A 23,325-nucleotide genomic window follows, 5' to 3' on the forward strand; every position below is an offset into this window, starting at 1 on the left:
CGGCCCCGGACCCTGCCGGGGCCGCTTGGGCACCTGCCTGCCAGACCGCAAGCTGCCAGGCGGATTGCTTGGTCCCGGGGTGATAGGCGGCGCAGAATCGCCTTACCGCTTCGCATCAACAGGGGGAAACATCATGGAACTTCTCGTTCGCGCTGCCGCAGGTATTTCGGCTCTCGCCGCCGCGCTGGTGGTCGGGGGAATCGGAATCCACGGCGGGATCAGCGCCGTTTCCGCGCAGCACGGGACCACGACCGCGAACACGAGCCGAGCCTGGGCGTGCGGCCGTCGTGGGAGTACCTGTTCGCGGTGATCGCCTCGCCGGTGGACTACTTCTTCGCCGACGGCTACCAGGCCATCGACGTGTGGTGCGCGCCGGACCACATCCGCGCCGCGCCCGGCGGCACGGGCGCCGCCAAGTGCGCGGGCAACTACGCGGGCAGCCTCGCCGCCAACGCGGAGGCCCTGGCACGGGGTTGCCACGAGGTGCTGTGGCTGGACGCGCGGGAGCACCGCTGGGTCGAGGAGCTGGGGGCGATGAACTTCTTCTGCGTCACCCGCGACAGGACCGGCGGCCCGGTGCTGGCCACCCCGCGCCTGTCGGGGACCATCCTGGCCGGCAACACCCGGGGCAGCCTGATCGAACTGGCCTCCGCGCTGGGCATCCCCACCGTTCAGCGGCCGATCTCCCTGGAGGAGCTGACCGCGGGCGACGGCCGCGTGACCGAGGCGTTCACCTGCGGCACGGCCGCGTCCGTCGTGCCCATCGGGGCCGTGACGACCGACTCCGGGCGCAGCGTCATCGCCGACGGCCGGCCCGGCGAGGTCACCACGCGGCTGCGCGACGAGCTCGCCGCCATCCAGTACGGAGACCGGGCAGACCGGTTCGGCTGGATGCACACGGTGTCCGTTCCGTAGGAGAAGAACATTCCGTGAAGGCCGTTCCGTAGAAGGCCATTCCGTGAAACACGAGAAGTGAAAGGGCTGTTGCTGCCGGGAACCCCCGGCGGCAACAGCCCCTTTCGCTTTTCCAGAGCTTTTCACTCCCCTTTCCGTACGGTCCCCTGGGCCACCGGAATTCGCGCCTCCGGGCAGGAGGATGCCAGGCAGCCTCGCGCCAGAGGAAAACGATGACGTGAGCGCCGCGGACGCGCAGGATGGGACGCACGAAACCGATCCGGTTTCCGGCGCGTTCGGCTCTGCCGCGTACGGCGCGGAGCATCGGATCGCCCATTTCTAGGGGACTTAGGGGAATACATTGGCCACGCCCACGTACACGCACGGTGGTTGGCGTCCTTCCGCGGACCGCTTCCTGGAGATCGTCGACCAGCCGCTGTACCGCACGCTCGTGGACCTTCAGGACCTCGTGACCACCGAGACCGCGCTGTTCTGGAGCGAGCGCGGCGTCAAGTCCGTGCACCTGCCCATCACCACCAACAGCATCTCCAGCCCGATGGGCCTCGGCAGCGACTCCCTGCCGGTCGAGATCGACCTCTTCGGCCAGCGCACCTTCCTCGCCGACTCCATGCAGTTCATGCTGGAGTACGGCTGCCGCCTCAGCCCGCAGGGCAGCTGGTACCTGATGCCGAGCTTCCGCGGCGAGGACTGCGACGAGACCCACCTCAACCAGTTCTTCCACAGCGAGGCGGAGCTGCCCGGCGGCCTGGACGAGTGCATCGACGCCGTCAACGCCTACATGCGCCGGCTGGCCCGGTCCGTCCTGGACCGCTACGCCGACGACGTCCGCGCCATCGCCGGCACCACCGAGCACCTTGAGCGCATGGCGGGCCTGGAGTCCTTCCCGCGCATCACCTTCGAGGAGGCCGTCGCCCACCTCGGCGACGACCCGGACGCCGTCGAGCACCACGGCGGCTGGCGCACCCTCTCGCGCCACGGCGAGCGCCGCCTGATGGACGAGATCAGCCCGATCCTGTGGGTCACCCACTACGACCACCTGTCGGTGCCCTTCTACCAGGCGTACGGCGACGAGGAGGGCCGCACCGCCCTCAACGGCGACCTGCTCTTCGGCATCGGCGAGACGGTCGGCTGCGGCGAGCGCCACGTGGACGGCGAGCAGACCCGCAAGGCGCTGGCCCACCACGAGGTGCCGGAGGCGGACTACGACTGGTACGTCCGCATGAAGGAGGCGCGCCCGCAGCACCCGCGCCCTTTCAGAGGTCATCAGCGCGAAGTTGCCGGAATCCGCAGGCCCTTGGCGCGTTCATTATCGCTCACAGCCCATACATCCGTACATGCTGTGAGATGTGTCATGACACGACCGCGGTTGGCAGGCGTCTCGCCAGGCAGGTGCGGCCGGTCCCGCCGCCGCTGCCGCCAGTCCCTGCCGCCGCGGTGGCGGTGGCCGAAACCCGTCCACCGCCCACGTCGCCGACCGCACATTACCGGCCAGGCTCCCGGCGGCTCAGCAGGTGGCGGGGGTCCGCAGCCCGGGTGATCGCCGTCTCGACGGCGGCGATCCGGTCGGCCAGCAGGCCCAGCGCGGCCACCGTCCGGCCCAGGGCGTCGTCCCCGGAGCCGCCGCCGAGGGCCTGGGTGCGGACGTACGCCGCGGTGACGGCCGCCCAGCGCGCCTCCCCTTCCGCGGTGAGCGTGCCCCGCAGGGCGGCCAGCTTGAGGAGGTTGGCCTCGGCCCCGGTGGTGAGGGTCTGTGCCTCACCCGCGTAGTGGTCGTCGACGACGGCGGCCAGCTCGGCGTCGTTCATGACGGGGGAGACGCGCGCCGCGATCTTGTTCATGTCGCGGTACGAGCCCTGCAGCCGGAACGGCGGCTCGGTGCGCGTCGCGTCCGATTGGGCGGCGGAAGCGAGGTACGCCCGGTTGACGGCGAGGACCGTGTCGCGTGCGGTGAGCAGGTGGCGCAGCACCGCGAGGATCCGGTCGAGTTCGGCCGCCGCGTAGGGGTGCGTGAGCCCGGACGCGACGAGCGGGGGCGCCGCGGAGCGGCTCGTCGAGGGGTGGTGGCCGGGTGACGGGTGGGCCGCCGGGTCGCCGGCGGCGAGGCGTACGAGCAGCTCCAGGTCGGCGCGGTCGCGCCCGGCGAGGGGAGCGAGCACGGGGTGGGAGGTGAGGGCGTTCTCGATGAAGCTGAACGCGAAGGCGTCCTCCTTGCCGGTCAGGACGTCGCCGAGGTTCCGGACGTCGGCGCGGTTGGCGAGCATGTCGGGGATGCGGAAGCGCTGCCCGGACTCCGTGTAGGGGTTGCCGGCCATGCAGACGGCGAAGCGCTTGCCGCGCAGGTCGTGGCCGTTCAGGGTGCGGGTGGCGTCGCACAGCGGGATGAACTTCTGCAGCAGCTCGGGGGACGTGTGCTGGATGTCGTCCAGGTACAACAGCACGTTGTTCCCGGCCGCCAGCGCGAAGTCGATCTTCTCGACCTCCCGGCGCGCGGTGGCGTTCGGCGCCTCCGCCGGGTCGAGGGACGTGGTGGAGTGCCCGAGAGCGGGCCCGTCGACCTTCACCAGGAGCAGGCCGAGGCGGTCGGCGACGTACTCCATGAGGGTGGTCTTGCCGTAGCCGGGCGGTGAGACGAGCAGCAGCAGACCGTGGCTGTCGGTCCGCTTGCCGGCCCCGGCGGCGCCGAGCTGCTTGGCCAGGTTCTCCCCGACGAGCGGCAGGTACACCTCGTCGACCAGCCGGCCCCGTACGAACGACGACATGACGCGGGGCCGGTACTCGTCCAGGCGCAGCCGCCGGCGTTCGGCGGCGACCAGGTCCGCCCTCCGCCGCTGGTAGGCGCGGAAGCCGGGCACCACGCCGGACGTGAAGTCGGCCGTCCTGGCCAGGAACTCGTCGAGCCGCAGGGCCAGGGTGCCCCGCACGATCCTCGGGTGCGTACCGAGCAGGCCCTCGACCACGGCCGTGAGCGCGGCGTCCGCCTCATGCCGTACGAGCGCGGGGCAGACCTCGATCGCGACGGCCTCGGCGAGGTCGCCGGCGTCCGGCTCCTCGCCGCTCGCGGCGGCGTACGAGGCGAGCCAGCCCTCGACGAGCCGGCGCGCGGCCTCGGTGTCACCGGCGTCCAGCCGGTCGCGTACGTCCCGCGCGTACGGAGTCGACTCCACCGACCGGCGGAACTTCTCCAGCAGCGTGCGCGCCGCCGGCCCGGCGACGAAGGACCCGCCGGTGGCGAGCTCCTCGACGAGGTACTCCGCCGCGCGAGCCGTCAGCGCGCCCGCCCCCGCGTCGGCGAGTTCACCGCGCAGCGCGTCCAGCGCGGCCGGCGCGGTGCGGAACGTCTCCCGCGCCCGTACCAGCGACGCGGCCTGCCGCGCCCACAGGTCGCGGTCCCCGGGGGTGGTGCCGTGCGCCCAGAACAGCTGGGCGGCGGCGCGGTCTGCGGCCGGGTACCGCAGCAGCCCGGCCCGCTCCCGCAGGCGCAGCACCACGGAGAGGATCGCCGCCGCGTCGTGGTCGTGGACGCCGCGCTCGTACCCCTCGTCGTACGCGGCCTCGGCCGCCCGCCGGGTGACGGCGGGGAGGTCCACGCCGGTGAGGGCGTCCGCGCCGTGCTCGGCCAGCAGCCGCGCCGCCAGGTACTCCGCGCGGTAGACGTCGGCGTTCTCGGAGGGCAGCAGCTGCTGCCAGAAGGCGCGGGTGTCCGCGAAGTCGGGGTCGTCGACCGGGCGCCGGTAGTCGGTGCCGGTCAGCGCGAACGCCATCCCGTCGTCGCCGTCGGGTACGAGGGTGAGCTCGGGCGGCCGGGTGTTCACGGCGAAGCGGTGCGCGCCCAGGCGGAGGGTGTCGCCGCCGTCCGCGTACAGCTCGGTGCGGTCCCGCAGGGCCCGGCCGGCCTCCTGGCGGGCGGCCTTGAGACGCCCCTCCAGCTCCTCGGCGCGGGCCGGGTCCCCGAGCGCGCGCAGCTCGTCGGCGGTACGGCGGACCTTGGCGGCCATCGGGTCGGAGGCGAAGTACGTGGTGACGGCTTCGGCGCTGTCCAGGGCGGCCGCCCGGCGGGCGATCGCCTCCAGGACGCGCGCGGCGGACTCGGCGAGGCGTTCGGCGCGCCGGGCCCGGTCGTCCTGGAGGGTCTGCCGGCGGGCGGCGAAGGCGTCGTGGACCTCGGCGCGCTGGTCGGCGATCTCGGCGAGGAAGCCGTCGTGGTCGGCGAACCGCGACTCCAGGGTGTCCAGTTGGAGGAGCAGCCGGGCCAGCTGCGCGTCACAGGCCTCCGGGGTGTCGGCCGCCGCCAGCGCTCCGGTGACGGACTGCGCGAGCAGCGCGAACCGCGCCGCGAACTCCGCGCGCCCCTCCTGCTCGACGAGGTCGCGGCGGCGGGCGGCCAGGATCGCGCGGGCGCGGTTCAGCCCGGCCAGCACTTCCGCGATCCGCCCGAGGATCGCGGTGCGCACGGTGGCGTCGGCGATGTCGAGGCCGGCGACGACCTCGGTGAGGGTCTGGAGGCCGGCGACCTGCTCGTCCAGCCTCTCCGTGACCGGGTCCGCCGCGGCGGTCGTGGCGATCGCCCCCGCCTCGGCGGTGAGCCGCTCCACCTCCGCGTGGTGGCCCGCGAAGGCGTCGTCGCGCCGGAGGAAGGCCACCGCCCGCCGCGCGGTGGACGCGATGTGCCGCTCGGTCTCCTCGGCGAGCACGTCGATGGCGTCCGTGTCCGCGTACCGCATCTCCTTCAGGGTCACCAGGCGCCCCTGGGCGCGGCGCAGCGCGGAGATGCGCTCGATCCACTCGCCGGCGCCGGCGGGGGCTTCCCCCTGGACGCGCCGCACCAGCCGCCGCAGGTGCTCGGCGCTCTCCGCGACCGCCTCGGCCGCCTGCCGGGTCAGGGCCCGGACGGACGCGAACTCCGCCAGCACCTGCTCCGCGGTGGCCTTCAGCTCCTCCAGCGGGGTGCGCAGGTCACCGGCGTCCTCGTCGCCCAGCCAGTGGAAGCGGTCGGCGGCCCGCGCGCAGGCGGCGATCAGCGTCTCGTACAGCTCGGTGGTGGCGGTGGTGGCGGTGGTCTCGCGGACCTGGCGGGCGATGGCGAGGCAGTCGGAGATGCCGCGTACGAGGTCGGCGTTGCCGATCCGGGCGAGCGGACCGTCCGCCACGGGGACGGCGTGGGTGTCGGAGACGTACGGCGTGCGCCACACCTGCACCGGGTGGACGCGCGCCGGTTCGCCGGACTCGGGGCGCAGCAGGGCGAGGGTGCCGTCGTCGAAGAGGGCGTAGCCGCGGCAGGTCAGCGGGGTGGCGGCCTCCTTGCGGATGAGGTGGTACGGCAGGAGGAGGGTGCGGCCCTCGGCCCGGTCGTGGAAGACGAACAGCACGTCCTCGCCGTTGGGAGAGCGGACGGCGCGCTCGAACTCCAGGCCTTCGGTCCGCTCCGTGTCGAAGGTCTTCACCGTCCCGGTGGCGAGGCAGTAGCCGCCGGGGAAGACGATGCCCTGGTCGTCGGGCAGGCGCCGGCACGACTGCCCGATGCCGTCCAGCCGTACGACGGACTTGGTGAGCGTGTTGTAGACCAGGTACCGCCGGTTCTCCTCCTTGTACGGCCGGACGCGGATCAGGATCAGGGCGCCGACGGCCGCGTACGCCACCTCGGCGTCGGCGAGCGACTGCAGCGGCTCGTCGACGGGCTCGCTGTGGATGTACTCAAGGGTCTCGGTGTCGTTCTCGGTCTTCACGGTGAGCGTGCCGCCGACCGTCGAGACGAACAGCGTGCCGTCGGCGACGGTGATGTGCGGGTGCCGCCCGACGACGTGATCGTCCCGGGTGGCCTCGGTCCACGTGAAGTCGTACGGCGTGGGCAGGACGTGGTCGCGCTCGCCGCGGGCGTCCAGGAACCGCACCTCGCCGGACGGAGCGAGGGACCAGCGCAGGACACGGATGTCCTCGGCCTGGGCCCCGGTCCGGAACACGGCGAGCAGCTTGCCGTCCACCTGCCGCAGCCGCAGCAGGCGCGCGCCCCGGTAGTAGCGGTACAGCGCGGCGAACTCGGTGACGAAGGCGGGATCGTCGAGCAGGCCGGGCACCGCGTCGTCCGGGAGCCGGTTCAGGTCGCGGTCGTGGAGCGCCAGGACGTCCTCGGGCGACGGTGCCTCGTACCCGGTGAGCAGCACGTCGCCGACCGCGACGACGTCCCGGGCCACGAGGTCCCGTTCGGCGCGGAGATGGCCGGTGGCGGTGAGGGCGAGCCCGGTGGCGCCGAAGGCGGCGACGCGTGCGGTGTTCAGGGCGTCCGCGCGGCGGGCCAGTTCGCCGGCCCGGGCCCCGAGCCGGTCGCGCAGTACCTCGTACGCACCGGCGTCCATCCCCGTCGCTTCCATGCTCTCCCGCTCCCTCGTGTGCGTGGTGAGAAAGGTCCGGAGCTGCCGCCCCCCGCGCGGCAGCTCCGGAATCCCTTGGCCCCCCTGGGCGGCCGTCAGCTCTTCGCGGTGCCGTTCAGGTCCGCGAGTTCGGCGACCGGCATGTCGGCCAGACCCAACTGCCGGGCCTTGCCGATGAGCTCGTCGAGCCGACCGGACCCGGCCGGCATGAGCTTCGTCAGCAGGGCGGACACGGTCAGGTTCTGTACGTCGGCGGTGGAGACCGACCCGAGCACCTTCGTCAGGTCCTCGGTGAAGGAGGCCGAACCGTCCAGCCACGGCCCGGCCAGCGCCTGCGCGGTCTGCGAGCTGTCCATGAACCCGTCGACGCTCTTGCCGAGGGACATGGCCCCGACGATCCGGTCGAAGAACACCGACTCGCCTCCGACGATGTTGATGTCGGCGTTCTCCAGGCCGGTGGCGAGCACGGCGGCCTGCGCCTCGGCGACCTGCCGCTGCACCTCCAGCCCCGCGAGCCGGATGTCCTTCTCCGCCTCCAGGCGCAGCCGGTACTCCTCGTGCGTACGGGACGCCTCGTCCAGCGCGGCCATGGCGGCCGCCTTCTCGGTCAGGCCCGCGGCCTCCGCCTTCAGCTTCTCGCCGATGGCGGTGGCCTCGGCCAGCGCCTTCTCGCGGGCGCCCTCGGCCTCCGCCTTCAGCCGGGCGGCCATCGCCTCGGCCTCGGCGCGGCCCGCCTTCTCGATGGCGTCCGCCTCCTTCTCCCGGACCTGGACGGCGGCCAGGCCCTCGGCCGCCGACTCGGCCTGGATGCCCTCGGCGAGGCGAACCTTGGCGCGGGCGTCCAGGTCGGCGGCCTTGTGGCGGGCCTCCGCCAGCGTGAGCTCCTCGGCCGCGCGGTGGACCGCGGCCTGCTCGGCGGCCTCGGCGGCCTTGATGTCCTTCACCAGCCGCTCCTGCGCCTCCGCCTCGGCGGCGATGACGACGGCCTGCCGCTGCCGCTCGGCCTCCTCGACGGCGCGCAGCCGCTTGATGGACTCCTCCTGCTCGGCGACCGTACGGTCCACGGCGACCCGCTCGCGGATCACCTCGGCGATCTCGCGGCGCTCGGTCTCGACCTCCTTCTCCGCGGAGATGCGGGTCAACTCGGTCTCCCGCTCGCGGGCGATGACCTCCAGCAGGCGGTCCTTCTCGATGCGCTCGTTCTCGATGGCGATGACCCGCTCGCGGTTCTTCTGCGCGACGGCGACCTCGCGGGCCTGGTTCTCGCGCTGGATGCCGAGCTGTTCCTCGGTCTTCAGGAAGGCGCTCTGCGCCCGCAGCCGCTCCTCCTCGGCCACCCGGGCCGTCTCGGCCTCCTCCCGGGCCCGTACGGTCTCGATCTCGCGCTTCTGCTTGATCTCGGCGTCGGCCTGGCGGCGCTCCAGCTCCAGGATCGCCTCGCGGGCGTCGACGTTCTGCCGGGTGATCTCCTTCTCCTCCGTGCGCCGGAACTCGTTGGTGCGCACGTGCTCCACGGCCGTCAGCTCGGTGATCTTCCGGATGCCCTGGGCGTCGAGGATGTTGGAGGCGTCCAGCTGCGCGAGCGGGGTCTGCTCCAGGTAGTCGATCGCCGCGTCCTCCAGGCTGTAGCCGTTCAGATCGGTGCCGATGACCTGGATGATCCGGTCCCGGAACTCGTCGCGCTTGGTGTAGAGGTCGGTGAAGTCGAGCTGCTTGCCGACGGTCTTCAGCGCCTCGGAGAACTTGGCGTTGAACAGTTCCTGCAGGGTCGCCTGGTCGCTGGCGCGGGCGGTGCCGATGGCCTGGGCGACCTTGACGACGTCCTCGACGGTCTTGTTGACGCGGACGAAGAACGAGATGCGGATGTCGGCGCGGATGTTGTCCCGGCAGATCAGACCGTCCCGTCCGGTACGGGAGATCTCGATGGTCTTCACCGAGATGTCCATCACCTCGGCCTTGTGCAGCACCGGCAGGACGACCTGCCCGGTGAAGGTGACGTCGACCTTCCGCATCTTCGACACGATCAGCGCCTTGCCCTGCTCCACTTTGCGGAAGAGCCGGCTGATCACGAACAGCATGGCGAGGGCGATGAGCAGGACAACGGCGACGAGCACGCCGATGCCCCAGGTGATGGCATCCATGAGCAATCCCCGGTTCGAAGGGTGGGATCTGACGTGGGAGGGGAGGGGGAGGAGCAGAGAGGGCGGCGGGGTCAGCCGCGCGGGTCCAGCGCCGTGTCGAAGGGCGCGACCCAGAAGAACTCGCCGGCGTCGTCGTACGCGTACAGCAGCCCGGTGCTGCCGAGCGCCAGCCGGGCGCCGTCGTTCTGACGGACCTGTACGACCGCGGTGGACCCGTCCCTGGCCGCGACCTCCGCCTGACCGAAGTCCGCGTCCACCCGCCCGGTGCGAATGGTGCAGGTCAGTCCGACGAAGTCGTGCCGGGACGGCCCGGGTTCGTCGGGGAAGAGCTTGGCCAACGGGCGCACGAGCCCCCGGGTCAGGCGCCAGGAGGCGAAGAGGGAGGCGAACAGCAGGGCGGCACCCAGCAGGTGGACCAGGGCGTCGGACCATCCCGTACGGGCGAGGAGCACGGACCCGGTGACGGTGAAGAACCACGCGAAGGAGATCAGCAGGGAGGCGGAGACCGAGACGGGCACCCCGCCCAGGTTCAGGGCGTCGGCGTCCACGTCCGCGTCGAAGCCGTCGTGGTCGGCCGCGCCCAGCAGGACCAGCAGCCAGAAGCCGACGACGACCACGAGGGCCGCGGTGAACAGCACGGCGGGAAAGGTGGCGAGGGCGTGCAGGAACTCGGCCATGACTCTTCCCCCTTGGTTTCACCGTACGGCGTGCCGATTTCCGGGGCCCGGCATCGAACTGACGTGTCTGCCCCGGCGGGCTTATCGTGGCAGGACGGCATGTGTGCGCGCATTGCCGTAACCCGGCAATCTTTGCGGCTCCTTGATGCCGGTGGCCGCCCCTCGGTGTACGCATGCCACCCTTGACATCCGCACGCCGGGACACGGGAGGGGCGATGACGGAACGGGTCACGGTCGGGGAGTATCTGGAGGGCTATGACCGGATCCTCACCGGTGCCTGCGCCACCGGCCGCCGCCTGAGCCGGGACGAAGTGGAGGCGCTGCGGTCCCAGGGCGAGCGCGCCGCGGAGGCCGGCATCGGGCTGCGGCTCCTGGTGCGCGCCCACCTCTCCGCCGCCCAGGACGTACGGACCTGCCTGAGCGCGGCGGCCGCCGACCACTTGCTCGCAGCGGTGGAGCAGGCCGTGGACGCCTTCGCCGAGGGGCACGAACGCGCCCAGCGGCTCGCCATCCGCCGGCAGGAGGCGGCCCGGCGCGAGTTCGTCGACGACCTGCTCCACGGCCGCAGCGACGCCGGGCGCCTGGCCGAACGGGCCGAGCGGTTCGGGCTGCTGCTGTCCCACGCCCACGCGGTCGCCGTGGCCCAGGGCGCGGAGCCGTACGAGGACGGATACGCGGTCACGCGCGGCATCGAGTCGGCCCTCGCCGCCCGCTTCGGCGACCGCCGCGTCCTGCTGACGACCAAGAACGGACGCCTCATCTGCATCGCTCCGGCCGACCAGGACGACGTCCTGTCCTCCTTCGCCAAACAGGCCTACGCCGCCACCGACGGCGGCCAGGTGGCCATCGGCCGGGCGCACCCCGGCGTCGGCGGGGTCGTCCACTCCTACGAGGAGGCGCTCAACGCCCTGGACCTCGCGGCGCGCATGGACCTGGACGAGCCGGTGCTGCACGCCGCGGACCTCCTGGTCTATCCGGTGCTGACGCGCGACCGCCAGGCCATGGCCGACCTCGTACGCACGGTCCTCGGCCCGCTGCAGCAGGCCCGCGGCGGAGCGCAGCCCCTCATCGACACCCTCACCGCGTACTTCGACACCGGCTGTGTGGCCGCCGAGGCCGCCCGGCGGCTCTCCCTGAGCGTCCGCGCCATGACCTACCGACTGGACCGCATCCACCGGCTCACCGGGGCCGACCCCGGCGACCCGGTGAGCCGCTACACCCTGCAGACCGCCGTCATCGGGGCCCGGTTGCTCGACTGGCCCGAGCAGTCGCTCTGAGGGTCACCGCCCGACGGACCCGGGCTGCCGGTGCCGGCCGAGAAGTTCGGCCAGGCCGCGGCGTGTGGCGGCCAGAACGACGCGGTCCTCGGGCCGCAGGACGTATCCGGGGTGCAGGTCCCACACGAGACCGGTGGCGTGCCGCTCGCCGTCGGCGGGGCGCGGGGTGGCCAGGTCGGGGCGCCGGTCGGCAGGCGCGGTGGTGTCGAGGGCGAGCACACGCCAGGCACCGGGCCGGAAGGCTTCCTCGATGGTGCGGCCCTCCAGCTGCGGGTGGCCCGCGACGACGAGCGCGGCGAAGACGAGCACCTTGCGTTCGACCGGTATGGCGCCCAGGATCTGGCGGCCCATCATCGCCCCGGCGAAGGCGGGCGCGGCCAGGTGCGAGACGCTGCGGCTCCGGGTGAGCGCGTCGGGGTGCGCGGCCCGCAGCGTGCGGTAGACGGCCGTGGCGAAGTCGTCGTCGTACAGCCGCAGGGCCACCCGCAGGTCGGCCTTGACCGTACGGGCGTAGAGCGCGGCTTCCAGGTTGGTGGTGTCGGAGCTGGTCAGCGCCAGCAGGGCGTGTGCGCGCTGGATCTTGGCCGCCTCGAGGACGCCCTCCTGTGTGACGTCACCGATCACGGTCGGTACGCGCAGGCGGCGGGCCAGCGCGACCCCGCGCGCCTCCGGGTCCTCCTCGACGCACACGACCGGGATGCCGAGGTCGCGCAGCCGGGCGAGCACGCGGGTGCCGATCTTGCCGAGCCCGAGCAGGACGACATGGCCGGAGAGCCCGCGCGGCGGACGGCGCAGGGCGGACGCGCTGCGGAACGCGCCCAGCGCCTCCAGCGCGCCCGCGACGAGGAGGGGCAGCAGCGCCAGGCCCACCAGCCCCGACAGCAGCTGGAGCACCTGCCGGGCCGTGGACTCGCCGACGGCGGGGTCGTTGATGGAGAACAGGTCCAGCAGCGTGACGTAGGCGGCGTGCAGCGGGTGGTCCCCCGTGGTCAGCCAGGACGCGACGGCGAGACCGACCACGGCCAGGCACGTGACGGCGGCGGCCCAGCGAAGGCGGCGGGAGAAGAGCTCGGAGAACGGAATGCCGCGGCCGGCCAGACGCCCGGCCGGCAGCACCGGGCCGGTGTGGGTCACCGCCTCCAGGACGACCGTGCCGCGTCCGGTCGCGGCGGTGACGGTGCTCGGGTCGGGCAGCAGCCGGGGGCCGGCCGTCCCGCTGCTGTCCGACCCCTCCTCGCCGGCGGGATCGTTGGTGGTGGCGGAGAGCAGGGCGAGAGTGCACAGCCCCGGATCGGCGACGTCGCCACGGCCGGGCGGGGTGCGCTCCACGGCCCGCAGCAGCAGCCCGTCGGCATGGACGATCTTGCTCGTGCCGGCGACCGCGGTCGCGGCCAGGGCCGGCGCCGCCGTGTCCGCGTCGGAGAGCACGGTGGTGGACGCGTCGACCTCACCGGGGCTCAGGTCCGGCAGGGCCACGAGAGCGGCCTGGTCGAGCAGCTGCTCCAGGTGCTGGCCCAGCTTGCGGTTGTAGAGCCGGATCACCAGGCGCAAGCCCGGGTTGAGGCGGCGTGCCGCCAGGGCGGCACGGATGTTGGTCTCGTCGTCGTCGTATACGAGCGCCAGAGCCGCCGCGCCCGCCACACCCGCCGACGCCAGCACCGCCTCCGTGGGCTCGTCGGCCTCCACCACCTCCGGGAGCCCTCCCGTCGCGGGCGGCGCTCCCGTCATGACCGCGGAGACCCGCCCGAGGAGTGCCGACGCCCGCCCCTGCCCCGGAACGGCCAGCCGCGGCCCGGCCGCCGGCCCGCCGGCCGGGCCGACGAGAACGACGCGCTCCCGGTAGACCTCCCGCAGTTCCGCCGCCAAGCGGTGGGCGAGCGCGTCGTCACCACAGACGACCATGTGTCCGGACGGACCGGCGGGCGCGCGCTGCGCGGAGAGTGAAGGCACCCGCCCAGGATGCCGCCCGCCGCGGTGGCTCCCCCGGATAGCTGTCCGATGAACGGATCAAGCCGACCGCATAACGGTCTTATTTCGTTCGCTGGCATTTTCGAAGATTACTGACGGTCATGTGATTTGCATCACTAAAGAATCCGTAAAGGTCGTGGTAGAACTGCGCAACTCCGCAGGTGGCACCACCCCTCGCCACCGTGGACACGTCGGCACACGCGCCGACCGCACGACCAGGGTGATCACGTTCCGCGTCCACGGACCATGCGCCCAGGGTCGCCGATCGGACAACGGCGTTCGCTCAAAGACCGCACATCTTCCCGACGCAGCCTCCCCTGCGCCGGTACTGCGCCATCGAGGTAGCCACCGTGTCACTCGACTCCATCACCACGTCCGTCGACGAAGCCGTCAGCGGACTCTTCGAGCCCATAGCCAGCTGGCTTGTGGACGTCGTCTTCTACTCCCAGCCGATCGGCGGTACGGAAGTCCCGCTCATCGTCGTCTGGCTCGTCGTCGCCGGACTGGTCTTCACCGCCTGGTTCGGCCTCGTCCAGGTCCGCAAGTTCAAGCTCGCCATCGACGTGGTGCGCGGAAAGTACGACGAGAAGGGGTCGGCCGGCGAGGTCAACCACTTCCAGGCCCTGACCGCCGCAGTCTCCGGGACCGTCGGCCTCGGCAACATCGCCGGTGTGGCCGTCGCCGTCTCCATCGGCGGCCCCGGTGCCACCTTCTGGATGATCCTGTGCGGCCTGCTGGGCATGGCCACCAAGTTCGTCGAGGTCACGCTCGGCGTGAAGTACCGCGAGGTGCACGCCGACGGCACCGTCTCCGGCGGCCCGATGCACTACCTGCCCAAGGGCCTGGCCGACCGCTTCGGCAAGAACGGCAAGACCCTGGGCAAGGTCCTCGCGGTCCTCGCCTCCTTCTTCGTCCTGTTCTTCGGCCTCTTCGGCGGCAACCTCTTCCAGGTCAACCAGTCGTACGCGCAGCTGGTCTCGGTCACCGGCGGCGACGACGGCCTGATGGGCTCCTCCGCCGGCGCGCTGTTCTTCGGCATCCTCGTCGCCGCGCTCGTCGGCATCGTGCTGCTGGGCGGCATCCGCTCCATCGCCAACGTCACCAGCAAGCTCGTCCCCGCCATGGCGGGCATCTACATCGCCGCCTGCCTGGTCGTCATCCTGGTGCACGTCACGGCCGTCCCGGCCGCCATCGCCACGATCGTCGAGGGCGCCTTCAACCCGCAGGGCGTGGCCGGCGGTGTGCTCGGCGCGCTGATCATCGGATTCAAGCGGGCCGCGTTCTCCAACGAGGCCGGTCTCGGCTCCGCGCCGATCGCGCACTCCGCGGTCAAGACCAAGCACCCCGCCAGCGAGGGCCTGGTCGCCCTGCTGGAGCCGTTCATCGACACGGTCGTCATCTGCACCATGACGGCGCTGACCATCGTCATCGCCAACCCGGCCAGCTACGCCGAGGCCCGCAAGGGCGAGTCGATCGGCGGTGTCACCCTCACCTCGGACGCCTTCGCGACGGTCCTGCCCTGGTTCCCGTACATCCTCACCATCGCGGTGCTGCTCTTCGCCATCTCGACGGTGCTGACCTGGGGCTACTACGGCGAGAAGGCCTGGACGTACCTCTTCGGCCGGAGCCGGACCAGCGTGCTGTCGTACAAGGTCGTCTACACCCTGTTCGCGGTCGCCGGTTCGCTGCTGACGCTGCAGACCCTCATCGACATGGCCGACGCGGTGCTGTTCATGCTCGCGGTCATCAACATCATCGGCCTGTACCTCCTCGCCCCGGTCGTCAAGCGCGAGCTCGCCTCCTTCCTGGAGTTCGTCCGCGCCCGCGACGCCGGTGAGATCACCCAGGACGACGGGTCCGACGAGGACCGGGAGTCGGTGAAGACCACCGTCTGACCGCCCCCGCGGCCCGGCTCCCGAGCGGCCTGTACACACCTCGCGCCTTGGTGTGTACGGGCCGCCCGCCATGCCTGCAGGCGACCATTTCCGCAGGTCAGACAGGGGGTGGCGGGATCCCGGCGGCCGTGGTTAGGTGTGAGGAACGCGTCAACGTCCGCCTTCCGAGCGGCTGCCACGGACGCGCGGTGTGCCGGGAAGTCTGGTCGGCGTCCCAGGGGCTCGTATGCCCTCAAGCCGATCCCCCCGGAGGTACTCCCCGATGGCTGCCGCACCCCGCGAGCGTTCCCCCTTCCTGGGGCTCCTGCCCCTGCCCGAGCGCAACGCCGTGGTCCAGGCCCTGCGAACGGAGACCGTCGGCGGGCTCGTCCTCCTCGCGGCCGCCGTCATCGCGCTGGTGTGGGCGAACACCCCGTGGAGCGGCTCCTACGAACAGATACGCGACGCCCACTTCGGCATACCCGCCCTCGGCCTGGACCTGTCGGTCGAGCACTGGGCCTCCGACGGCCTGCTCACCCTCTTCTTCCTCGTCGCCGGCATCGAGCTGAAGCGCGAGCTCGTCGTCGGCGAACTGCGCACCCCGGCCACGGCCGCCCTGCCGGTCATCGCCGCCCTCTGCGGCATGGTCGTGCCCGCCGCCCTCTACGCCGTCACCGCCTCGGCGGGCGGGGGCAGCCTGGACGGCTGGGCCGTGCCCATGGCCACCGACATCGCCTTCGCCCTCGCCGTCCTCGCGGTCCTCAGCAGCCACCTGCCGTCCGCGCTGCGCGCCTTCCTGCTCACCCTCGCCGTCGTCGACGACCTGGGCGCCATCCTCATCATCGCGATCTTCTTCACCGGCGACCTGAACTTCGCCGCGCTCGGCGGGGCCGTCGCCTGCCTGGTCCTCTTCTACGCGCTCCAGCGCCTCCGCGTCCGCGGCTGGTGGTGGTACGTCCCCCTCGGCGTCGTCACCTGGGCGCTGATGTACAACAGCGGCGTCCACGCCACCGTCGCGGGCGTCGCCATGGGCCTGATCCTGCGCACCACCCGCGACGAGGGCGAGACCGCCTCCCCGGCCGAGCGCACCTCCCACCGGGTCCACCCGTTCTCGGCGGGGGTCGTGGTGCCCCTGTTCGCGCTCTTCGCCGCAGGCGTCGGCGTTTCGGGCGCGGCCCTGGCCGAGGTCTTCACGCGGCCGGAGCCGCTGGGCGTGGTCCTGGGCCTGGTCGTCGGCAAGACCCTCGGCATCTTCGTCGGCACCTACCTGGCCGCCCGCTTCACCCGCGCCCAGCTCAACCCGGAACTGGCCTGGGCGGACGTCTTCGCCCTCGCCGTACTCGCGGGGATCGGCTTCACCGTGGCGCTGCTGATCGGCGAACTGGCCTTCCCCGACCCGGCCATGGCGGAGCGCGTCAAGGCCGCGGTCCTGATCGGCTCCCTCGCCGCCGCCGGCCTGGCCGCCCTCCTCATCAGGCGCCGCAACGGCATCTACCGCCGCCTGTACGAGGAGGAGGAGCGCGACGAGGACCACGACGGCATCCCGGACATCTACCAGCGCACCGCCGCCTCCGAGCGCTGACCCGGCGGCGCCACCCGGCCCTCCCCCGAGGGGGTCGGGTGTCGTCGCGCCATCCACGCATAAACGAGAGACGGGCCCCTGCCAGAACTTTCGTCCTGGCAGAGACCCGTCTCTGCTGGTGCGCGAGGGGGGAGTTGAACCCCCACGCCCTTGCGGGCACTGGAACCTGAATCCAGCGCGTCTGCCTATTCCGCCACCCGCGCATTGGGTGTTGCCGCTGTCGGCCCCGGTTTTTTCCGCCGGAGCGCCTGGCGACATCAGAAGATTAGCACGTCGTCGGGGGTGGATTCACATCCGTTGTTTCGGGGCCCCGGCCCGCGAACAGAGACAGGGAGGGGAGGAACGGAGAAGACGACGGGAACACGGCGAACCGGACCCCGCCGCACCCACTCCTCCACGGTGCACCCGGGGTGCGGGACACTGTCATGAGGCCCCCTCTACGATCCCTGTGAGAGGTGACACTCATCCACAGGCCAGAGAAGGGGAACCAGCCGATTTCCCGACGCGTGGATACGATCAGTAAGCAGTACCAGGACGGCAACGACGGAGGAGGTGCCCCATGGGAGTCCTGAAGCGATTCGAGCAGCGACTCGAAGGCCTGGTCAACGGCACCTTCGCCAAGGTCTTCAAGTCCGAGGTCCAGCCCGTCGAGATCGCGGGCGCCCTCCAGCGGGAGTGCGACAACAACGCGACGATCTGGAACCGCGAGCGGACCGTCGTCCCCAACGACTTCATCGTCGAGCTGAGCGCGCCGGACTACGAGCGCCTCAGCCCGTACTCGGGCCAGCTCGGCGACGAGCTGTCCGGCCTGGTCCGCGACTACGCCAAGCAGCAGCGGTACACCTTCATGGGGCCGATCAAGGTCCACCTGGAGAAGGCGGACGACCTCGACACCGGGCTGTACCGGGTGCGCAGCCGCACCCTCGCGTCGAGTACGTCACAGTCGCAGGCTCCCGCGGGCCCGGCAGGCCTCGCGGGCCCCGCAGGCCCGGCCGCACCGGCCGGACCCGCACCGAGCGGTCGCCCCGGCGGTTACGGATACCCCCCGGCCGGCGCCCCTCCCATGCCCGCGGCCCCGCCGCCCGGCATGAACCGTCCGCCCGCCGCCGGCCGCCCGCCGGCCGGTCCGGGCCCCATGCCCGGCGCCCAGGTGCGCCGCTGGATCGAGATCAACGGCACGCGCCACCAGATCTCCCGCCCGACGCTCGTGCTGGGCCGCAGCACCGACGCCGACGTGCGGATCGACGACCCCGGCGTATCGCGCCGCCACTGCGAGATCCGGACCGGAACGCCCTCGACGATCCAGGATCTCGGGTCCACCAACGGCATCGTGGTGGACGGGCAGCACACCACCCGCGCTACGCTCCGCGACGGCTCGCGGATCGTCGTGGGCAGTACCACCATCGTTTACCGGCAAGCCGAAGGGTGAAGCGGGGGCAATGTCAGAGCTGACCCTCACGGTCATGCGGTTGGGTTTCCTCGCCGTACTGTGGCTGTTCGTCATCGTGGCCGTTCAGGTCATCCGCAGCGACCTGTTCGGTACGCGTGTCACGCAGCGCGGTTCGCGCCGTGACGGCGCGCGCCCGCAGCAGACGGCACGGCAGGGTTCCGCCCCTCCGCCCCAGCGCCAGCAGGCCGGCCGCCAGCGCCGCGGCGCGCCGACCAAGCTGGTCGTGTCCGAGGGCAGCCTGACCGGCACCACGGTCGCGCTCCAGGGCCAGACCATCACGCTGGGCCGGGCGCACGACTCCACGATCGTGCTGGACGACGACTACGCCTCCAGCAGGCATGCCAGGATCTACCCGGACCGTGACGGCCAGTGGATCGTCGAGGATCTCGGGTCCACCAACGGCACGTATCTCGACCGGACCCGACTCACCACCCCGACCCCCATTCCGCTGGGCGCGCCGATCCGCATCGGCAAGACCGTCATCGAGCTGCGGAAGTAGTACGACAATGAGCGAGCGGAGCGAGCGAGCCGCAGCGGTGGCGCCCACAGGCGACCGGCACCGGCTCCCGACCGGAGGGTGGGCAGTGTGGCTCGAGACCGGCTGTACCCCGAGGCAGAGTCGACAGGGCAGGTGCGCATGAGCCTTTCACTGCGCTTCGCCGCCGGATCGCACAAGGGCATGATCCGCGAGGGCAACGAGGACTCGGGTTACGCCGGTCCCCGCCTGCTCGCGATCGCCGACGGCATGGGGGGCCAGGCCGCCGGCGAGGTCGCCTCCTCCGAGGTGATCTCCACGATCGTCACCCTCGACGACGACGTGCCCGGCTCGGACATCCTCACCTCGCTCGGCACGGCCGTGCAGCGCGCCAACGAGCAGCTGCGGATGATGGTCGAGGAGGACCCGCAGCTCGAGGGCATGGGCACCACCCTGACCGCCCTGCTGTGGACGGGCCAGCGCCTCGGCCTGGTCCACGTCGGCGACTCGCGCGCGTACCTGCTGCGCGACGGCGTGCTGACGCAGATCACGCAGGACCACACCTGGGTGCAGCGGCTGGTCGACGAGGGCCGCATCACCGAGGAGGAGGCCACCACCCACCCGCAGCGCTCGCTGCTGATGCGCGCCCTGGGCAGCGGCGACCACGTCGAGCCGGACCTGTCCATCCGCGAGGTGCGGGCCGGGGACCGGTATCTCATCTGCTCCGACGGCCTGTCCGGCGTCGTCTCCCACCAGACGATGGAGGAGACCCTCGCCAGCTACCAGGGCCCCCAGGAGACCGTCCAGGACCTGATCCAGCTCGCGCTGCGCGGCGGCGGCCCCGACAACATCACCGTGATCGTCGCGGACGTCCTCGACGTGGACGGCGGCGACACCCTCGCCGGTCAGCTCAGCGACACCCCGGTCATCGTCGGCGCGGTCGCCGAGAACCAGCCGCAGCTGAACGACGGCGGCGCCATGGAGACCCCGGCGGGCCGCGCCTCCGGCCTCGGCCGCCCGGCCCCGCAGGCGCCGCAGGGGGGCTTCGGCCCGCCCGGCAGCGGCGGCGACCTCGGCTACGGCTCCGGTATGCCGCCCGAGGGCTCCTTCGGCGCGTACGGCGACGACGACTTCACCAAGCCCCGCAAGAGCCGCGCCTGGCTGAAGCGCTCCTTCTTCATCGTGCTCGCGCTGGCCGTGGTCGGCGGCGGTCTGTACGGCGGCTACCGCTGGACGCAGACGCAGTACTACGTCGGCGCCAACGACGAGCACGTCGCGCTCTATCGCGGCATCAGCCAGGACCTGGCGTGGATCTCGCTCTCGGAGGTCGAGAAGGACCACCCCGAGATCGAACTCAAGTACCTCCCCGAGTACCGGCGCAAGCAGGTCGAGGAGACCATCACCGGCGGCAGCCTCGCCAAGGCGCAGGCGAAGGTCGCGGAGCTCGCCGCCCAGGCCTCCGCCTGCAAGAAGCTGGAGCAGCGCCGGGAGGCGGCGGACCGCGCGAACACCGCACCGCCCGGTGAGGGCCAGGCCGGCGGCACGACCGGCGTCCCCACCACCACCAAGCCCACCGCAGCCACTGCCACTCCTTCCCCGGGCCCCAGCCTCTCGGAGGAGGAGCAGAAGCTGGCCTCGAACTGCGGCAAGCAGTAAGGACCCGTAGGGGGGCCTTTCACCACCATGAGCGTTGTCACCAACACGACCACCATCGGCGCGATCGACCTGCCGAGCCGCCGCAACACCGAACTGGCGCTGCTCGGCTTCGCCGTCGCCATCCCGGTGTTCGCGTACCTCAACGTCGGCCTCGCCCTGGACGGCAAGGTCCCGGCGGGCATGCTCGGGTACGGCGTCGGGCTGGCGCTGCTCGCGGGTGTCGCGCACCTGCTGGTGCGGAAGTTCGCGAAGTACTCCGACCCGATCCTGCTGCCGCTGGCGACGCTGCTCAACGGCCTGGGGCTGGTGCTGATCTGGCGGCTGGACCAGTCGCCGCGCATCATCGCGCGGTACGACACCTTCACCCCGGACGCGCCCAAGCAGCTGATGTACTCGGCGATCGGCGTCGCGCTGTTCCTGCTGGTGCTGATGTTCCTGAAGGACCACCGCGTCCTGCAGCGCTACACGTACATCTCCATGGTGGCGGCGATCGTCCTGCTGCTGCTGCCGCTCGTGCCGGGTCTCGGTGCCGACGTCTTCGGCGCCAAGATCTGGATCAGGGTGGGGCCGTTCTCCATCCAGCCCGGTGAGTTCGCGAAGATCGTGATCGCGGTCTTCTTCTCCGGCTACCTGATGGTGAAGCGCGACGCGCTCGCGCTGGCCAGCCGCCGCTTCATGGGGCTGTACCTGCCGCGCGGCCGCGACCTCGGCCCGATCCTCACCATCTGGGCCGTCAGCCTGCTCATCCTGGTCTTCGAGAACGACCTCGGTACGTCGCTGCTGTTCTTCGGCATGTTCGTGATCATGCTGTACGTGGCGACCGAGCGGACCAGCTGGATCATCATGGGTCTGCTGATGGCCGTGGGCGGCGCGGTCGTCGTCGGCTCGACCGCCAGCCACGTCAAGTCCCGTGTGGCCGCCTGGCTCGACCCCTTCGAGTGCCTCAAGACGGCGCCCGAGGGGTCCAACATGGCCGCCGCCTGCGACCAGATGTCCCAGGTGCTGATGTCGTTCGGCTCCGGCGGCACCCTCGGCGCCGGACTCGGCCAGGGCAACTCCGACCTCATCGGCTTCGCCGCCAACTCCGACTTCATCTTCGCCACCGTCGGCGAGGAACTCGGCCTCGCGGGCGTCATGGCGTTCCTGCTGATGTACGCGCTGATCGTCGAGCGCGGCATCCGCACCGCGCTGGCCGCCCGCGACCCGTTCGGCAAGCTCCTCGCGACCGGCCTGTCCGGCGCCTTCGCCCTCCAGATCTTCGTGGTGGCCGGCGGTGTCATGGGCCTCGTCCCGCTGACCGGTATGACCATGCCGTTCCTCGCGTACGGCGGTTCGTCCGTGATCGCGAACTGGGCCCTGATCGCCATCCTGCTGCGGATCAGCGACACCGCGCGCCGTCCCGCGCCGGCCCCCGCCCCGTCCCCCGACGCCGAGATGACCCAGGTGGTCCGACCGTGAACAAGCCCCTGCGCCATATCGCGATCTTCTGCGGACTGCTGGTGCTCGCCCTGCTCATCCGGGACAACTGGATCCAGTACGTCCGCGCCGGGGAGCTGTCCGCGCACGAGCGCAACAAGCGCGTCACCATCGAGCGGTACGCCAACCCGCGCGGCAACATCATCGTCGACGGCAAGCCGATCACCGGCTCCGTCGACTCGAAGGACCCCTTCTACAAGTACAAGCGCACCTACATCGACGGCCCCATGTGGGCGCCGGTCACCGGCTACGCGTCGCAGGCGTACGACGCCAACCAGATCGAGAAGCTCGAGGACGGCATCCTCACCGGCAACGACGACCGGCTCTTCTTCGACCGCACCATGTCGATGTTCACGGGCGACAAGAAGAGGGGCGGCGACGTGATCACCACCCTCAACGGCGCCGCCCAGAAGGCCGCCTTCGAAGGCCTCGGCAAGAAGAAGGGCGCCGTCGCCGCCATCGAGCCGTCCACCGGCAAGATCCTGGCGCTCGCCTCGACCCCGTCGTACGACCCGTCGACCTTCGCCGGCTACAGCGCGAAGGACGAGAAGGCCTGGGTCGCGCTGGAGAAGGACAAGGACAAGCCAAAGCTGAACCGCGCGCTGCGCGAGGTCTACCCTCCCGGCTCCACCTTCAAGGTGCTGACCGCCGCGGCTGCCCTGGAGACCGGCAAGGTCACCGACATCAACGCGCCGACGGACACGCCGGAGCCGTACATCCTCCCCAACACGCGCACGCCCATGAAGAACCACGCCCAGGGGTGCGAGAACGCCACGCTCAACCGGGCCATGGAGGTCTCCTGCAACTCGGTCTTCGCCAAGCTCGGTGACGAGGTCGGGCGTGACGAGATGGTGAAGATGGCGGAGAAGTTCGGCTTCAACAACGGGGAGATCGACACCCCCGTCCGCGCCGCCAAGTCGGTCTACGACACGCAGATGGACCGCCCGGGCAACGCGCTCTCCTCCATCGGCCAGTTCAACACCGCCACCACCCCCCTCCAGATGGCCATGGTCACCGCGGCGATCGCCAACGACGGCAAGCTGATGAAGCCGTACATGGTCGACCACGTCACCGGCCCCGACCTGGACATCCTCGAGCGCAACGAGCCCGAGGAGATGAGCCGGCCGATGTCCGGGAAGACCGCGCAGCTGGTCCAGCAGATGATGGAGAACGTCGTCGAGAACGGCACCGGCCGCAAGGCGGCCATCGACGGCGTCACGGTCGGTGGCAAGACGGGTACCGCGCAGCACGGCGAGAAGAACAAGGCCCGCCCCTACGCGTGGTTCATCTCATACGCGAAGACCGACAGCGGCTCTCCGGTCGCCGTAGCGGTTATCGTCGAAGACTCCGACGCGACCCGCGACGACATCAGCGGTGGCGGCCTGGCCGGACCCATCGCGCGCGATGTGATGAAGGCGGTTCTGGACAGCAAGAAGTGACGGCTGTGGCTGTGTACCGGTCGCGTATCA

General features: G+C 71.5%; 14 protein-coding genes and 1 tRNA gene. 10 read left to right on the top strand and 5 right to left on the bottom strand.

Going from position 1 to position 23,325, the window contains the following annotated elements; translation table 11 throughout:
- The first annotated feature begins 276 nt into the window (after window positions 1-276).
- Window positions 277-915 (top strand): aminotransferase class IV, encoded by a 639-nt coding sequence (locus ABZX67_RS00300; RefSeq protein ID WP_355352039.1) that lies wholly within the window; start codon window positions 277-279, stop codon window positions 913-915.
- A 340-nt stretch (window positions 916-1,255) separates the two neighbouring features.
- The gene (locus tag ABZX67_RS00305; RefSeq protein WP_355352042.1) at window positions 1,256-2,452 is read left to right on the top strand and encodes an amino acid--tRNA ligase-related protein; all 1,197 of its coding nucleotides are present in this window, start codon (window positions 1,256-1,258) and stop codon (window positions 2,450-2,452) included.
- On the opposite strand, the gene ABZX67_RS00310 is transcribed toward ABZX67_RS00305, so the two are convergent.
- The 3 genes from ABZX67_RS00310 to ABZX67_RS00320 form a co-directional block, all read right to left on the bottom strand.
- Window positions 2,397-7,280: a DNA repair ATPase gene (locus ABZX67_RS00310; RefSeq protein ID WP_355352045.1), complete on the bottom strand. Its 4,884-nt coding sequence runs from the start codon at window positions 7,278-7,280 to the stop codon at window positions 2,397-2,399. The genes ABZX67_RS00305 and ABZX67_RS00310 overlap by 56 nt on opposite strands.
- 95 nt (window positions 7,281-7,375) lie before the next feature.
- On the bottom strand, window positions 7,376-9,421 hold the full coding sequence (locus ABZX67_RS00315; protein WP_355352048.1) for an SPFH domain-containing protein: 2,046 nt from the start codon (window positions 9,419-9,421) through the stop codon (window positions 7,376-7,378).
- 71 nt (window positions 9,422-9,492) lie between these two features.
- A complete protein-coding gene (locus ABZX67_RS00320; RefSeq protein WP_355352051.1) occupies window positions 9,493-10,098 on the bottom strand; it encodes a hypothetical protein in 606 nt (201 codons plus the stop codon).
- A gap of 215 nt (window positions 10,099-10,313) precedes the next feature.
- On the opposite strand from ABZX67_RS00320, the gene ABZX67_RS00325 reads away from it, so the two are divergent.
- Window positions 10,314-11,375, top strand: coding sequence for a helix-turn-helix domain-containing protein (locus tag ABZX67_RS00325; RefSeq protein ID WP_355352054.1), 1,062 nt, complete (start codon window positions 10,314-10,316; stop codon window positions 11,373-11,375).
- 3 nt (window positions 11,376-11,378) lie between these two features.
- Here the strand turns inward: ABZX67_RS00325 and ABZX67_RS00330 are convergent, their stop codons facing one another.
- Window positions 11,379-13,277: an NAD-binding protein gene (locus ABZX67_RS00330; RefSeq protein WP_355352711.1), complete on the bottom strand. Its 1,899-nt coding sequence runs from the start codon at window positions 13,275-13,277 to the stop codon at window positions 11,379-11,381.
- A 416-nt stretch (window positions 13,278-13,693) separates the two neighbouring features.
- Here ABZX67_RS00330 and ABZX67_RS00335 point away from each other — a divergent pair, with 416 nt between their 5' ends.
- Entirely contained in the window at window positions 13,694-15,238 is a 1,545-nt protein-coding gene (locus tag ABZX67_RS00335; RefSeq protein ID WP_355352057.1) for an alanine/glycine:cation symporter family protein, read from the top strand.
- 262 nt (window positions 15,239-15,500) lie between these two features.
- A complete protein-coding gene (nhaA, locus tag ABZX67_RS00340; RefSeq protein ID WP_355352060.1) occupies window positions 15,501-16,799 on the top strand; it encodes a Na+/H+ antiporter NhaA in 1,299 nt (432 codons plus the stop codon).
- A gap of 116 nt (window positions 16,800-16,915) precedes the next feature.
- On the opposite strand, the gene ABZX67_RS00345 is transcribed toward nhaA, so the two are convergent.
- Window positions 16,916-17,002 (bottom strand) — tRNA-Leu (locus ABZX67_RS00345).
- A gap of 356 nt (window positions 17,003-17,358) precedes the next feature.
- Here ABZX67_RS00345 and ABZX67_RS00350 point away from each other — a divergent pair.
- The 5 genes from ABZX67_RS00350 to ABZX67_RS00370 all read left to right on the top strand — a co-directional run bounded on the left by ABZX67_RS00350 (window position 17,359) and on the right by ABZX67_RS00370 (window position 23,295).
- On the top strand, window positions 17,359-18,228 hold the full coding sequence (locus ABZX67_RS00350) for a DUF3662 and FHA domain-containing protein (RefSeq protein WP_355352063.1): 870 nt from the start codon (window positions 17,359-17,361) through the stop codon (window positions 18,226-18,228).
- Window positions 18,229-18,238: 10 nt separating this feature from the next.
- Window positions 18,239-18,748 carry an FHA domain-containing protein gene (locus tag ABZX67_RS00355; protein ID WP_355352067.1) on the top strand — a complete coding sequence of 170 codons (510 nt, stop codon included), beginning with the start codon at window positions 18,239-18,241 and terminating at the stop codon, window positions 18,746-18,748.
- 138 nt (window positions 18,749-18,886) lie between these two features.
- Window positions 18,887-20,380, top strand: coding sequence for a Stp1/IreP family PP2C-type Ser/Thr phosphatase (locus ABZX67_RS00360; RefSeq protein ID WP_355352070.1), 1,494 nt, complete (start codon window positions 18,887-18,889; stop codon window positions 20,378-20,380).
- Between the two features lie 27 nt (window positions 20,381-20,407).
- Window positions 20,408-21,838, top strand: coding sequence for an FtsW/RodA/SpoVE family cell cycle protein (locus ABZX67_RS00365; protein ID WP_355352073.1), 1,431 nt, complete (start codon window positions 20,408-20,410; stop codon window positions 21,836-21,838).
- Window positions 21,835-23,295 carry a penicillin-binding transpeptidase domain-containing protein gene (locus ABZX67_RS00370; protein WP_355352076.1) on the top strand — a complete coding sequence of 487 codons (1,461 nt, stop codon included), beginning with the start codon at window positions 21,835-21,837 and terminating at the stop codon, window positions 23,293-23,295. Before ABZX67_RS00365 ends, ABZX67_RS00370 begins: the two co-directional genes overlap by 4 nt.
- Window positions 23,296-23,325: the final 30 nt, after the last annotated feature.

Origin of the sequence: Streptomyces sp. NPDC003036, from assembly GCF_040611175.1 — a bacterium.
Lineage (GTDB): Bacteria > Actinomycetota > Actinomycetes > Streptomycetales > Streptomycetaceae > Streptomyces.